This is a genomic window from Acidithrix sp. C25 (assembly GCF_904848545.2).
On sequence record NZ_CAJHCI020000001.1, the window covers coordinates 379426 to 392212 of the forward strand.

14 protein-coding genes are annotated in these 12787 nt (G+C 46.6%); 7 read left to right on the forward strand and 7 right to left on the reverse strand.

What is annotated here, in order from left to right:
* Window positions 1–716: 716 nt before the first annotated feature.
* Genes ACIDITHRIX25_RS88195 through ACIDITHRIX25_RS88205 form a run of 3 tightly spaced genes read left to right on the forward strand, consistent with a single transcriptional unit; the run spans window position 717 to window position 1502 of the window.
* The gene (locus tag ACIDITHRIX25_RS88195) at window positions 717–1016 is read left to right on the forward strand and encodes a hypothetical protein (protein WP_201732361.1); all 300 of its coding nucleotides are present in this window, start codon (window positions 717–719) and stop codon (window positions 1014–1016) included.
* The gene (locus ACIDITHRIX25_RS88200; protein ID WP_201732362.1) at window positions 1009–1263 is read left to right on the forward strand and encodes a hypothetical protein; all 255 of its coding nucleotides are present in this window, start codon (window positions 1009–1011) and stop codon (window positions 1261–1263) included. Before ACIDITHRIX25_RS88195 ends, ACIDITHRIX25_RS88200 begins: the two co-directional genes overlap by 8 nt.
* Window positions 1260–1502, forward strand: a complete 243-nt coding sequence (locus ACIDITHRIX25_RS88205) for a hypothetical protein (protein WP_201732363.1) — start codon at window positions 1260–1262, stop codon at window positions 1500–1502. The genes ACIDITHRIX25_RS88200 and ACIDITHRIX25_RS88205 overlap by 4 nt, the downstream gene beginning before the upstream one ends.
* A 360-nt stretch (window positions 1503–1862) precedes the next feature.
* On the opposite strand, the gene ACIDITHRIX25_RS88210 is transcribed toward ACIDITHRIX25_RS88205, so the two are convergent.
* Window positions 1863–2066: a transposase gene (locus tag ACIDITHRIX25_RS88210; protein ID WP_502756205.1), complete on the reverse strand. Its 204-nt coding sequence runs from the start codon at window positions 2064–2066 to the stop codon at window positions 1863–1865.
* Between the two features lie 119 nt (window positions 2067–2185).
* On the opposite strand from ACIDITHRIX25_RS88210, the gene tnpA reads away from it, so the two are divergent.
* On the forward strand, window positions 2186–2434 hold the full coding sequence (tnpA, locus tag ACIDITHRIX25_RS88215; RefSeq protein WP_502756196.1) for an IS200/IS605 family transposase: 249 nt from the start codon (window positions 2186–2188) through the stop codon (window positions 2432–2434).
* Window positions 2435–2892: 458 nt separating this feature from the next.
* On the opposite strand, the gene ACIDITHRIX25_RS88220 is transcribed toward tnpA, so the two are convergent.
* From ACIDITHRIX25_RS88220 to ACIDITHRIX25_RS88230, 3 genes are all read right to left on the reverse strand, one after another.
* Window positions 2893–3378 (reverse strand): MarR family winged helix-turn-helix transcriptional regulator, encoded by a 486-nt coding sequence (locus ACIDITHRIX25_RS88220; protein WP_052605375.1) that lies wholly within the window; start codon window positions 3376–3378, stop codon window positions 2893–2895.
* 48 nt (window positions 3379–3426) lie between these two features.
* Window positions 3427–6621 (reverse strand): fused isobutyryl-CoA mutase/GTPase IcmF, encoded by a 3195-nt coding sequence (icmF, locus tag ACIDITHRIX25_RS88225; RefSeq protein ID WP_201732367.1) that lies wholly within the window; start codon window positions 6619–6621, stop codon window positions 3427–3429.
* A 317-nt stretch (window positions 6622–6938) separates the two neighbouring features.
* Entirely contained in the window at window positions 6939–7244 is a 306-nt protein-coding gene (locus ACIDITHRIX25_RS88230; protein WP_052605373.1) for an antibiotic biosynthesis monooxygenase family protein, read from the reverse strand.
* 1312 nt (window positions 7245–8556) lie between these two features.
* On the opposite strand from ACIDITHRIX25_RS88230, the gene ACIDITHRIX25_RS88235 reads away from it, so the two are divergent.
* Window positions 8557–9378: a class I SAM-dependent methyltransferase gene (locus tag ACIDITHRIX25_RS88235; RefSeq protein ID WP_201732368.1), complete on the forward strand. Its 822-nt coding sequence runs from the start codon at window positions 8557–8559 to the stop codon at window positions 9376–9378.
* Window positions 9379–9537: 159 nt separating this feature from the next.
* Window positions 9538–10356: a thioesterase family protein gene (locus ACIDITHRIX25_RS88240; protein ID WP_201732369.1), complete on the forward strand. Its 819-nt coding sequence runs from the start codon at window positions 9538–9540 to the stop codon at window positions 10354–10356.
* Here the strand turns inward: ACIDITHRIX25_RS88240 and ACIDITHRIX25_RS88245 are convergent.
* From ACIDITHRIX25_RS88245 to ACIDITHRIX25_RS88255, 3 genes are all read right to left on the reverse strand, one after another.
* A complete protein-coding gene (locus ACIDITHRIX25_RS88245) occupies window positions 10346–10594 on the reverse strand; it encodes a hypothetical protein (RefSeq protein ID WP_152625949.1) in 249 nt (82 codons plus the stop codon). The genes ACIDITHRIX25_RS88240 and ACIDITHRIX25_RS88245 overlap by 11 nt on opposite strands.
* Window positions 10595–11002: 408 nt before the next feature.
* Window positions 11003–11140, reverse strand: coding sequence for a LuxR C-terminal-related transcriptional regulator (locus ACIDITHRIX25_RS88250; RefSeq protein ID WP_201732940.1), 138 nt, complete (start codon window positions 11138–11140; stop codon window positions 11003–11005).
* Window positions 11118–11648 carry a response regulator gene (locus tag ACIDITHRIX25_RS88255; RefSeq protein ID WP_201732370.1) on the reverse strand — a complete coding sequence of 177 codons (531 nt, stop codon included), beginning with the start codon at window positions 11646–11648 and terminating at the stop codon, window positions 11118–11120. The genes ACIDITHRIX25_RS88250 and ACIDITHRIX25_RS88255 overlap by 23 nt, the downstream gene beginning before the upstream one ends.
* 483 nt (window positions 11649–12131) lie before the next feature.
* On the opposite strand from ACIDITHRIX25_RS88255, the gene ACIDITHRIX25_RS88260 reads away from it, so the two are divergent.
* Window positions 12132–12704, forward strand: a complete 573-nt coding sequence (locus ACIDITHRIX25_RS88260; RefSeq protein ID WP_201732371.1) for a hypothetical protein — start codon at window positions 12132–12134, stop codon at window positions 12702–12704.
* Window positions 12705–12787 lie beyond the last annotated feature (83 nt).

Here is a 12787-nt window from a genome sequence, read left to right on the forward strand (position 1 = left end):
AAGCTGATGGCTAGATCAGACACTATTTGAATTGCCAGAGTAAAACTTGCTTTTTTGTAATACGAATCCAAATTCAGGGTCTCACAATTTGGTGGGCGTTCACTCCCTTTATGAGTGGAGGGGTCTTTGACAATGGTTTCGCATATCTAGGGAGTCTCTGTATAGGTTGGATATCTAATAGAAGTAGCACCGCGCTAAACCGCTACGAATTGAGAATTTTACACTGGCTTCCCAAGAGATTACACGAAAGTTCCTTTTGGTCGATCGATCCATTGTCGTTGAGGAAAGAGGGTGTCTTCTTGAATGAAGGTATGCCCTGTGGTGTTTTTAAGTGGAGAAGTGATCCCAATTGTCTTTGGGCGATAGCTTTTAGATCGATCTGAAGCTGAAACCGAAGCTCGTAAAGTCGAGTTGATGGCTCTCAGTATGGTTTCATGAGTTTGACTACTGTTGGGCCAGCGACTTCCTCTAAGGATGATTTTAGATAAGCGATACTGGAGTGACAAATGCGAAACGGGAGCAAGGCAATCCAACTTAGTGGTGGAATTTCTTGAAACGGTGGAAGTCGTTCCCGAGTTATGGACTGTTTCACTCTGCGTCCCGAGTTTAACTACTGTTGGGCCAGCGACTCCCTCTAAGGATGATTTTAGATAAGCGATACTGGAGTGACAAATGCGAAACGGGAGCAAGGCAATCCAACTTAGTGGTGAAATTTCTTGAAACGGTGGAAGTCGTTCCCGAGTTATGGACTGTTTCACTCTGCGTCCCGAGTTATTTTCTGGCTGCTAGGTGGAACGGTGGCTTTGGCGGGTTTGGCCGTACTTGTCTTCTGGGTCAGAACTGGTCTTCTTCCTACATTGACTATTGGGGAATCTTTTGCGCGAGACGCATTCGGGTTAACCGCTGGTGTCGGTGCCGCGGTCGGCTTGGTAGCGAACTATCGGGGACAAAAGTCAGCGGTGGAAGTTGCTTTAACTGACCGCTATTCTAGGGCAGCCGAGCATATGGGTGCATGAAAAGGCGGCGGTTCGCCTTGCTGGTGTGACAGCGATGGCACGCCTTGCCCATGACTGGGGGACCCAACGCCAGATGTGCGTCGACGTCCTTTGTGCCTATCTTCTTATGCCATTTGATGCATCTTATTCTGAAGAGATACAGGTCAGCGAAACATTAGCAGTCTTATTGCAAACCACGTTCGTGAAGATGAAAATGACGCTCTCATCTGGAATAATCGTGACTTTGACCTGTCGGAAGCTGCTTTGATAGATATTCAACTTGAAGGCGCAAAGTTTCGTGGTAAGGCGTCATTCGAAGACGTCATCTTCTCCGACAAAGCGTACTTCGCTATTGTCACCTTTTGCCTTAATGCGTACTTCCCAGATGCAAATTTTGTTGATAAACCTACATCGAAGGCGGTCAGCTGGGATCAAGTAGTCTTCGGCCTTTCCAAACCTCCTCCGGATAATGTTACGGGACTCATAGAAGGTGTTGCCCCCGTTTGATGGTCAAACGATGGTCGCGCATAAGTAAGATTGGAACCCGTTGCAAATTGTGTGATAGTGAGAGAATATGAGGGAAATACAAATGACGTGATTCTCTTTGCAACCGCGGCGTTCGGTTTAATCGTTTTCGTGACACTGGCATCGGTTGTTGTCAGACTTTAATTGAGGCTCAAAAGGTAATTTAATCAATTTGTGATTACCGTAGATTTGTCGGCTCTCCTAACATATATGTGGATCAAGCAACCCCTTCGTAGGGGAGCTTGAGATCAATCGGACCGCATGAAAGCATCACCAAAGCAAGTGTTGATTTTGCAGAGTGAAGACCATAGCATCTAGCAATGGCGGATCTAATTTTATTGTTTAGACACTCCACTCTTCCGTTGGAGACACCCTTTTCAAGCTAGGGGGCTCAATAGCAGCCATAATTCCATCTTTATGGGTTCGAATTGTCTTTGACAATCTGACAAAGCTAGGTATCTGTGATCGTGAAGCACGAGCACACCAGGAATCCAAGAACTCAGCTACTTCGTCATTGGATAATCCACTACCGGATATACCTCTTATAGCATTATTTACTAAGCACTATATTCCATTACATGAATGATGATTGGCGCAATGAAAGGCATGTTGTCTATTAATTACATGCACACATCGTATTAGCACCTAAATATCGACGTAATGTGATGACGCACACAGTAAGTGACGAGATAAAGTCTGCGATTCTTGAGGTGTGTACTCGTTTTGATGTCACCCTTGATGCTTTTGAGACAGACGGTGATCATGTACACCTGCTAATTACCTATCCACCGAAAGTTGCTTTATCAAGGCTGGTGATGTCTATGAAGACGCTCTCCGCCATGAGGGTGAGGGCAAAGAACTGGCCGGAGATCCAAGATGCTTTGTGGGGAAGTCGCTTCTGGTCGCCCTCATAGCCGATAGTGTTTTGTGGTGGAGCACCATTAGAGACGGTGAAGAAGTACATAGAAAATCAGAAACTCCCTAGACGTAAATCAGGGAGACCAAGAAAGGATGAGGTCGCTTGACCCCTCCCTTACGGAAACCGATTGCGCTCCCGTTGGTTCAATGGCTCCATTTCATCAACGAATTTGAATCCCATAGGCCTTGACTGGATACTTCAACTAGATCGCTTAGCGAGATAGCTTGGCTAAAAAATGATCCTAATAACTTAGTCAAATAATTTGACTGGGCGATATCAACGGGTAATTGCGATAGTTGAGCGACTTGGACTGGGTTTCCCACGGTAATGGCGGCTGAATTAGGGGAAGTTTGTCAAAAAACCTCTTCGGCAACAAGTGCTGACTGAACCCTGTCGCTTAGTTGTATTGTGGTCGAGAGGTGTGGGGGATTTCTTTGCAGGTGATCTTGCGGATTATTTGCTTAAACCCCTAACAGCGTTAATCAGTTTGATGAGTTCGAGATTTTGATTTTCTTTGAGATGTCCTATTCCAAAATCTACGTCATGAATTGCTTTTGTTGCTTCTTGCGCCAATTTCGTTCCAAGATCTGTAATGCGGGCTAGCGTCGTTCGCCTGTCGGTAGGGTGAGATATTCGCTCTACCAGTCCATCACTTGTAAGTTTGTCAATGATATTGGTGACAGATGTTGGGTGGATCATGAGGCGCTGTCCTAATTTGCTTAGCGGAAGTTCCCCTTTCTTGGTGAAAGAGAGAAGCATCAACGCCTCGTACCTAGCAAAGGTGAGTCCATAGGGCTTTAGGGAGTCGTCGGCAGCCTTCAGTATCAGCTGCTGGGCTCTCATGATTGAAGTTGCTGCAGCCATGTAGGTAGAATGTTCGGGCCATCGTTTGTCCCAATTAGCCTTAGCCTCGGCGATCGGATCGAAGTCATCGTCCATGTGTATTCAGATTCACTTTCAGTTGCATGGAATCTACATCATTTTAAGCTACACATTACGGCGGTAGATCCCGCCAACTTCAAAGAGCGCATTTGTGATTTGACCCAAGGTAGCTACTCGAGTCGTCTTCATCAGCTCCCCAAAGATATTCCCGTGTTCCAATGCTACGGCTTGGAGCCGCTCTAGAGCTAATTCTGCTTCGGATTTGTTTTTTTCTTTGAATTGGGCGACTCTTTGAACTTGTCCCATCTTTTCTTCCTCGGTAGCACGGGCTAGCTTGAGTTCAATCTGTGGTTGATTGGAGTCTTCAGGAGCTAAAAAGGTATTGACCCCGATGATTGGTAGCTCACCTGAGTGCTTTCGCTCCTCGTAATACATTGAGTCGTCTTGGATTTTGCTTCGTTGGTAGCCCATTTCCATGGCACCTAGCACGCCACCGCGTTCCGAGATCCGCTCTAATTCCTTGAGGACTGCCTCCTCTACAAGATCAGTCAATTCGTCGATGACAAAGCTTCCCTGCAGCGGATTTTCATTCATTGTCAGCCCCCACTCTCGATTGATGATCATCTGAATAGCTAGGGCACGCCGTACGGATTCATCGGTTGGCGTCGTAATCGCTTCGTCGTAGGCATTTGTATGGAGCGAGTTGGCGTTATCGTAGATTGCACAAAGTGCTTGAAGCGTCGTTCTAATGTCGTTGAATGAGATCTCTTGGGCGTGAAGAGATCGACCTGACGTTTGAATATGATATTTGAGGCGTTGTGAACGGTCGTTTCCGCCGTAGATGTTCTTGATCGCTATCGCCCAAATTCGTCTGGCCACCCTACCAATGACGTTGTACTCAGGGTCCATTCCATTCGAGAAGAAGAATGAGAGGTTGGGAGCGAATGCATCTATGTTCATACCACGCGCAAGGTATGCCTCCACGTAAGTGAAGGCGTTAGCAAGGGTAAAAGCTAACTGCGTTATGGGGTTGGCACCTGCTTCAGCGATGTGATATCCAGATATAGAGACTGAGTAGAAGTTGGACACGGCGTTCTCAACGAAGAACTCTTGTATATCACCCATTACCTTGAGCGAGAATTCTGTTGAAAAAATGCAGGTATTTTGGCCTTGGTCTTCCTTTAGGATATCGGCTTGAACTGTTCCTCGGACTGTCGATAGAACATGGGCTTCGATCTCGCTTTGTTCCGCGGTGGTTGGTTTTCGTCCCAGATTTGCTTCAAAGATCTCTAACTGCTGATCGATTGCCGTATTGAAGAACATGGCAAGGATCGTTGGGGCGGGGCCATTGATGGTCATCGAGACTGAGGTCTTGGGGTCGCAGAGGTCGAAGCCGCTATAGAGAACTTTCATATCGTCAAGGGTTGCTATTGACACTCCAGAGGTGCCAATTTTGCCATAGATGTCTGGGGGCAGATCTGGGTCACGGCCATAGAGGGTGACAGAGTCGAAGGCGGTTGAGAGACGAGTTGCACTTTGCCCCTTTGCCAAGAGGTGAAAGCGGCGGTTTGTTCGAAAGGCGTCACCTTCTCCTGCAAACATTCTGGCTGGGTCTTCATTGCGACGACGATAGGCAAATACTCCCGCTACATAAGGAAAGTGGCCAGGGAGATTTTCGCTCTTGACAAAGCGATAGATATCAGCCTTTGAGCTATATCGGGGAAAGCTGATAGCAGGAATTTCATTGCCGGATAGCGAAATTCTGTTGTAGCTTTCACTATGGTTCTTGGCTAAAATTTGCTCTTTGGTCTCTTGATAATGCTTTACGACTTGAAGTTCGTTTTGGCCGATCGCATCTTCCAGCGACGATATCTCGTTAGCGAGTTGGGGGATTTCAAGTAGCGTTTGTGTATATTGAAGTGCTTCTAGTTTCCTGATCAGTTCCGCAGTTTTGAGGGTGAATTGGTGATATCCACGAATTGTCGAAGCTACATCAAAGAGGTAACGAACACGATCGTTTGGAATTATCTGTCGCTCGTGGGTTGAATGACGGGTTTGGGTCCCCTTGATCTGTGTTCCAACTAGATCGCTTCTTCTTTGTGCAATGAGACTTGAAATGTATTTATAGAGGGCGGTTGTGCCGTCGTCGTTAAACCTTGATGCAATCGTGCCAAAGACCGGGGCGTCGCTAACATTTAGGCCACTTGAAAAGTGCTCTCTAACCCACTGACGTGCGACTAGGCGAAGTGCATCTTCGCCACCGCGGCGATCAAATTTGTTGATGGCGATGACATCTGCGAAGTCGATCATGTCGATCTTTTCGAGTTGGGATGCAGCTCCAAACTCGGGTGTCATTACATAGAGTGAAAGATCCGCAATCGCAGTTATTGCAGTGTCTCCTTGTCCGATTCCAGGGGTCTCTACGATAATTACGTCGAAGCCTCCCGCTTGGAGTACTTCGAGTATCTGCGCGGTGTAACTTGGAATTTCACTAGAAGCACCGCGGGTTGCAATTGACCTAAAGAAGATATTTGGGGAATCGATCGCATTCATCCGGATACGATCTCCAAGCAGAGCGCCACCACCACGGCGCCTCGTTGGATCGATAGCAAGTACTGCGATTGAGATCTTGTCCGAGTGATCAATTCTAAAGCGACGAATAAGTTCATCGGTGAGTGATGACTTACCGGCACCTCCAGTTCCGGTTATTCCAAGGATGACGCCTTTGTGCCCGGCGCTGGCGTATTGGCTGATCGCGTTTTTGGATGATTCATCAAGAGTCCCATCTTCGATATTTGTTATCGCCCTCGCGATTGCCCTGGGGTCGCGAAGTGGAATTCGTGCGACATTATCTGAGGTTATGATGGGAATTCGGTGATCGGCGGCTTTTATCAGCAGGTTGATCATCTTTACTAAGCCTAATTTTTGTCCATCTTCTGGTGAGAATATCTTTGCTACCCCATATTGCTCCAGTTCGGCGATTTCATGAGGGACGATAACGCCACCTCCACCACCAAAGACCTTGATGTCGGAGCCCTCTTCCTTGAGACGATCTACAAGATATTTGAAAAACTCTACGTGTCCGCCCTGGTATGAGCTAAGGGCGATGCCTTGAACGTCCTCTTCGATAGCAGTCTCGACTATCTCCTTGACTGAACGATTGTGACCTAGATGAATGACCTCGGCGCCCTGGGACATCAAAAGTCTGCGCATTATGTTTATCGAAGCATCGTGGCCATCAAAGAGTGAAGCGGCAGTTACGAACCTTATTGGACCATCTGGGAGATGTAGGTCATTCATATTCATATGATATAAGATAGTCGGACTTCCTACTATTTGCAAGTCAAACGAGTCAACAGTCGAGTTAACTATTTAATTGACTCTGTTAAGTTATTCGATAAGTGAACTCGGACCTGTAGGTCGCTCTTTTTGATGAAGGTGAAGGTTTATTCCTTGCAGTCGTTTCGATTTGGCGGCGCAGATAGAAATCAGTTTTGGGTCTGCATTGATCCAAGCTAAGGCCTGTCGTTTCAATGTGGCGTATTCAGGGTAGAACAGATCTCTTTCTGATAGGTAAAAGTTGCCTCGATCAGTTCGGAATCAACTCAAAATAGAACTCAATAAGCGCGGTTAACTGTTGCAATGCGAACCTTATAGGCCTGATACCACCTTTGCCTTCCTATCTGCTGCACCGCCTCATGTTCCATCACATGCTTCCACCTTTGTGCACAATCTTCGTCGCGCCAATATGAAACCGTAATACCAAGGTCGTCGCGAGCACTTTCAATCCCTAAATATCCATCTTGGATTTTGGCTAGGTGTTCCATTTCCTTGGCAGCCTCCATGTAGCCTTCGGTGTCCCGAGAGAGAATCGAGGTAAATATCACAGCGGTATATGGTGGTTGGGGAGTTTGAGCAAACATGGATGCGATTTTAGAGCCGCTAAGGCTTTAACGCTGGCAAGGATCACGAGATCTTTTTTATGAAGTCATCCGGGGAGTGGAAGTCATCTTGGTGGTGCTAGCGAGGTTGTATCGGAGTGGAATATTATAGATTAAGCAGCCATGGAGGGAATCTTTGGAGATAGATTTAAAACCCATCGTTTAGATCTCGCTTGGGCTGGGTGGTAATCGTTTGATCGTCGTCGAAGATGACACCAGATTACAAGATTACATAGGAGTGAGGCCTCTGTTATACCCTGTTCAACAATGGAAGACGGAACTCCTTGCCATTAGCCAATGAAGTTGTCCTACTGCTCTTATCTCTTCTCCAGATGGTACAAAACAAGGAGATACCCCAGCTAGTTGTGTGGTCGGGTTGGCCTTTTCTGTCGCTTTTTTCTAGTAGAGGTTGCCTTATTCAGACAAGCTCGGCCCGTTAGAACCTCTCATCTATAAATGGTAATTTGCCTAGACGTTTGAAGCCATTATTACCCAAGAAAGAGTGTTTGATTGCCTTGGTGAATCTCGTTTAGCTATTGACTAGCTTTTAGGACAACTTCGCCAAACCTGGCATTAATCTAGGATCATGAACCGGATAGCCTCAAAATGGGACGGTTTTCTATTGCCGCAGAGCGAGCGTTTTTCGATGGGGTAGCTGAGAAAACTTAGGATGCCCCAGCCTTGACAACTCCAGCCTTTACAAAAGGTCTTCTCTAGGTGAAGTGGACCAAGAGGCTCGCGAACGTATCTGATCACAGAAATGAATCAATGTAGATCTGGCTCCATAAAGATGAAATCGAAGGATTAGGTTTGTCGAACCTACGCATGGGCAGCAATAATAGACTACTAACTTCAGGTGTCAGAAGCTACGCCAATATAGAGCTGAACAGGGTAGTAGTGATTTTGTGGCTCAATTGAAATTCACCAGGGCACGGTCACTCTTTCTTGCGCGTAGAGTTGCATATTTAGTAAATTGCAATTTGTAAAATTGGATTTTTCCGTTCCGAAATGCATTGTGTCAGAGATGCGACGATTGCTGCTTTGAATCAACTTTCGATTCACCGGTTGGAGCTGGAGCTTCCATGGGCTGAATTTAGATATGAAATTTGATTGACGCAGTCAAACAATGTCGAAGAAGTAACCCTGGCTAGGATTATCTTGGTAGTTGGTGTTGGATGTGGCTCTTTGGCCTTGCAAGTACAGGGGCTATTGGCTAGTTGTATCTAGCATTTGTGTGTCATGGCTTTCTGGCGCGGATATAAGATCTCGAGGCGATTTGAGAATAGGGGTAGACGTGCTGGGTGAAGATGAGATGATTGCCGCCAATAGAGGTTATTGGGAGGCGGTGGTTGAGTCGCACTTTGACTCTGACTTTTACGAGGTCGACAAGTGGCTCTCGACTGGTCTTTCGATGCGAGAGCGAGAAGAAGATCTTCTTGGGGATCTAACCGATAAAGACGTTGTGCATTTGCAATGCCACTTCGGCAAGGACTCTTTGTCGATCGCTGCAGCAGGCGCGAGGGTGATCGGAATCGACTATTCGCAGACTGCAATTGAAAAGGCGAGAGAGTTAGCTCGTAGAGTTGGCCTTTTTGAGCGATGCAGCTTTGAAATATGTTCAGTTGAAGAGGTTGCAGTAACCTTCGTTAAAGATTTGGCTGATCTTGTCTATTTGAGCTTAGGTGCTATCTGCTGGATAGCAAAGATTGATTCTTGGGCTAAGGCTGTCGATCATCTTCTAAGGCAGGGCGGAGTGCTTTTTATGCATGAGGTCCACCCTTTGGCGCAAATGGTTGAGCGGGTGGATGGAAATTGGTCCCTCTCGGGTGACTACTTCGAGAAGGATTCACCAATGATAGACGAGTCCGAAGGAAGCTATGTGGATGGTTCAGATGATCTAGGCACATTTAAAACCTACATCTGGAATCATTCCATCGGCGAGATAGTCACGGCGCTAACGTCTCGGGGCTTTGTTATCACGCATCTTGAAGAACATTCTTGGACCTCGTTTTTGAATGCTGAAGGAATGACCAAGAGCACAAATGAACACTTCGTCCAACCCGATGGCTGGGTCCAATTGCCTTTGAGCTTTACCCTTATGGCTACGAAGCGCTAGCGCTCGAGCAAATTTATTCTATATTCCTGGGCTGGTGCTCGGAGTGGAATTTGTTGGCGAGCTAAGGCCAAATCTTCCACATGTTTTTCATCTAAGTAGTAGTTGGCTCTAGGAAGTTAGGATCTATCTCTTAGTTGAGATGCGGTGCAGGGAGTGGTTTTGAAGAAGTTATTTTCGGGTGTATCTAAGTTGGAAAAGATAGGTGAGGGTCATTATGGTGCGATCATAGATGAGGATTTCACCATCGCTGGTAAGCCAAATGGCGGTTACCTCTTGGCTTTGGTCGACCGAGCAATCCTTAGCGAGACAAGCTTTGGCGATGTCTTATCCTCAAACTGCACATATCTGATATCTCCTGATCCAGGACCCGTCGAGATAGATGTTACTTTATATCGCAGCGGGCGCAACTTTGCTCAACTCGGTGGGCAAATGACTCAAGGGGGCCAACTTTGTCTTGTGGTGACAACAGTTGTCACCACTTTTGATCCATTGGCAAAGCCTTATTGGGAGCGAGATGAGCAATTCCAATCGGTTACTCCATGGGATCAGTGTCTTAGCATTCCAGTTCAATCCCCTGGAGGTTTCAAAGCTGCGATTATGGAACAGGTTGATATTCGACTTGATCCCAACGTCAAGATATATAGCGAAAACTTTCCATCGGGCAGTGGCGAGTTACGGGGATGGTTGAGACTTCCAGAGGGTGAAGACTTTGACTCGGTTTCGCTTCAGTATGCCCTGGACTCTTTTCCGCCAGCAACCTTTGAGATCGAACGGTCTGGCTGGGTGCCGACACTAGCGCTAAATACCTACGTTCGTACGAGGCCAGCACCTGGGTCGCTGTGGATAATGCAGCGTGCCAACCTAATTCAGGGTCAATTGGTCGACGAAAGATGTTACGCATGGGACTCTAGTGGGGCATTAGTTGGCCAAGCTACTCAAATAGCAGGAGTTCGCCTGGGCGAGTACGCTATCGGATAAATGGAAAGTTCTTAGTGGCATATAGCCTTCTATCTCCTTTTGTAAGAGCACACTCGTTTCCATCGAGTGCCGCAACTGCATCAAAGATCTCTAAACCTGCGATGAAGACAGCAGTGGCTAGTCCATCGGCGATTGTGAGAGATGGTCCAACAACGGTTGCAGATAGGTTGTCAATCTTCCTGTAAGGTAAGCGGTGAGTTTCAGGACAGTTGTTGCATTTGCCTACTTTTAGATCCATTGACTCTAGAGTATGGCAGTTTGTTCCAACTTGCTTTGCAAGCCAGAAAGACCATACCCTAGGTGTCTTTTGAGGGTAATCTTCCAGGAATTTAAAGCTCAAAAAACCTCGAAATCATCTTTTGGGCTGTAGATTTCTCGGCGATTAACTTAAAAAATGCCTAGGCTCTGCTCTTCCTGGTTAGCGAATCAGTTCAAACGGATTTGTGTAATATATTTCTAAAAGAAGCTGCCATATTCTGGAAATGGTAGATATTAACGCGGGCAAATTCGAGAACTATCCTGAAACTCACCGCTAGGTGTTGCCTCGGTATGAAAGTATCCTTGCTTGATCTTGGTATCGAGATTTCTAGCTATCCACCTAAAGAGCAACGTCAACGCTTCTCCCTGTGCAATATGAGATCACAAGTTATTCTACCAATTCCCCACCTTTTGCAACTAGGGCTGCCCTTGACCTTACAGTTAACCTATCGTGAAGATGAGCGACGTGTGACCGGATAGTGTTTTCTGAGATGTACAGCAGGCTAGCTATATCTGCGTTCGCCAGCCTGCTGTACTACTAATTTCAATATATCAAGCTCTCTAGATGAGCACTTAGAACTCAGCACTTCGACGTGCAGTTTTTGAGGCTGTTTCGCAGTAAGACTGGTGACAAGGTTTCGCAACATCTTTGGAGAAATAAGAGCATCTCCTCTGTGCGTAGTAATGATCGCGCTATAGAGATCTTGGGGTGGGTCGGACTTAAGGATAAAACCTTGGGCTCCAGCGTGAAGGGCTGAAAGTACCATTTGATTGAGATCGAAGGTAGTTAGGATCACAATCTCTGGAGCCCCAACAAAATGATCCTTGATTTGTTTTGTCGTCTCTACTCCAGAGAGTCCGGGCATTGAAATATTCATAAGGACTACGTCACGCCGCAAAGTTTCAATATATGAGATCACTCCATGACCATTTTGTAAGCTGCCCACAACTTTCATATCATCTCTTGAGGAAATTAGAACCTCAATCGACTCTATGACCTCACGCTCGTCATCGATAATTAGGATACGAATCATTGAATTTTCGTATTGTTCCAAGGAATAAAGGCTGTGAAGCTACCTCTATTCGAACCCGTAACTAATGCTTAGCCGGCGCACCCACCTAGAAATTGGGCTCTTGTTTGACAATTAATAAGTCCAGTCCCATGGCGGCTTCTTTGGTTACGATCATCAATAGGACCATTATCCAAGTGTTTATTGAAAAGCTTTCATCAAGAAAATAAAGGCCGAAGAACCCAAAAATCATCTTTTAAGCAGATGCGACGCGCAAAATAAATAGTTAGCGTTACTACCAGTGTTCTATGACTACGGAGGTTGGCTTCGAATGTGGTGATGGCCATGGAATTATTTATAGCAGAACCAATAAATCAAGGCCTTATCCACGATAGGCGAACTTGTTTAACGAGCCGTATCGACGAACGCTATCAGCATGATAGCTAATAAGCAAGAGGGGGTGTTCACAGTGGGTATTAAAGAATAACAGGAAGGATCGCAGTTGGTTTGGGGGCATTGGCTGTTAGCGCGGCCGCCATTGGCGTTAGTGCGACCGGCGCATCTGCTACAGCAGCTCAAGGTGCTGATCTAGTTGCCGTTACGCACGTATATTTGTCGAACATCGTTGTAAGCGAAAATGTTGCGATTCAAATTCCTCCCCAGCTAACGCACAATAGTTTGCTCACGCCACTGACGGCCAGCGGATGCACAGGAGCACCTCCAGGGTTGGGTCAGTTTGGAGTGTTCATCAGAGTAACCGGTTACGGCACCTACGTATCGAACGTGGTAAAAAGTGCCTATGCGAGCTACAGTGGCTGCAGTGCTGCGCAGCTCATCCGCAATGGAGCGGTTATAAAGCAGGCGCCAATTGTGTGTTACGGCAATCCGAATACATACTGCTTCGGATACGGTTGTGGACAAGCTGGAACCATGCTTTGCGTAACGTTCAGCTTTTACAGCAACTCTTGGTTCCACGTAGGCGATAAGTTGTGCGTTCGCTATGTTGGGGAGGATGGTACCACTCCGTTCCAATGGAATGGCGGCTCATCTACGCCCATGTCGTGCGAGACCATTGGCTGAAAGCTACAGTCGTAGCTATTGCTATTTGGTTATAGGTAATCGATAGGGCTCCGTATTCAATCCTTGAGTGGCGATACTTAAAT

What these genes read in the sequence shown, in the direction of transcription:
- tnpA (WP_502756196.1), top strand. Translation starts at nt 2,186, where the DNA reads ATGACGCACACAGTAAGTGACGAGATAAAGTCTGCGATTCTTGAGGTG.
- ACIDITHRIX25_RS88220 (WP_052605375.1), bottom strand. Translation starts at nt 3,378, where the DNA reads ATGGACGATGACTTCGATCCGATCGCCGAGGCTAAGGCTAATTGGGAC.
- icmF (WP_201732367.1), bottom strand. Translation starts at nt 6,621, where the DNA reads ATGAATGACCTACATCTCCCAGATGGTCCAATAAGGTTCGTAACTGCC.
- ACIDITHRIX25_RS88230 (WP_052605373.1), bottom strand. Translation starts at nt 7,244, where the DNA reads ATGTTTGCTCAAACTCCCCAACCACCATATACCGCTGTGATATTTACC.
- ACIDITHRIX25_RS88245 (WP_152625949.1), bottom strand. Translation starts at nt 10,594, where the DNA reads ATGGATCTAAAAGTAGGCAAATGCAACAACTGTCCTGAAACTCACCGC.
- ACIDITHRIX25_RS88255 (WP_201732370.1), bottom strand. Translation starts at nt 11,648, where the DNA reads ATGATTCGTATCCTAATTATCGATGACGAGCGTGAGGTCATAGAGTCG.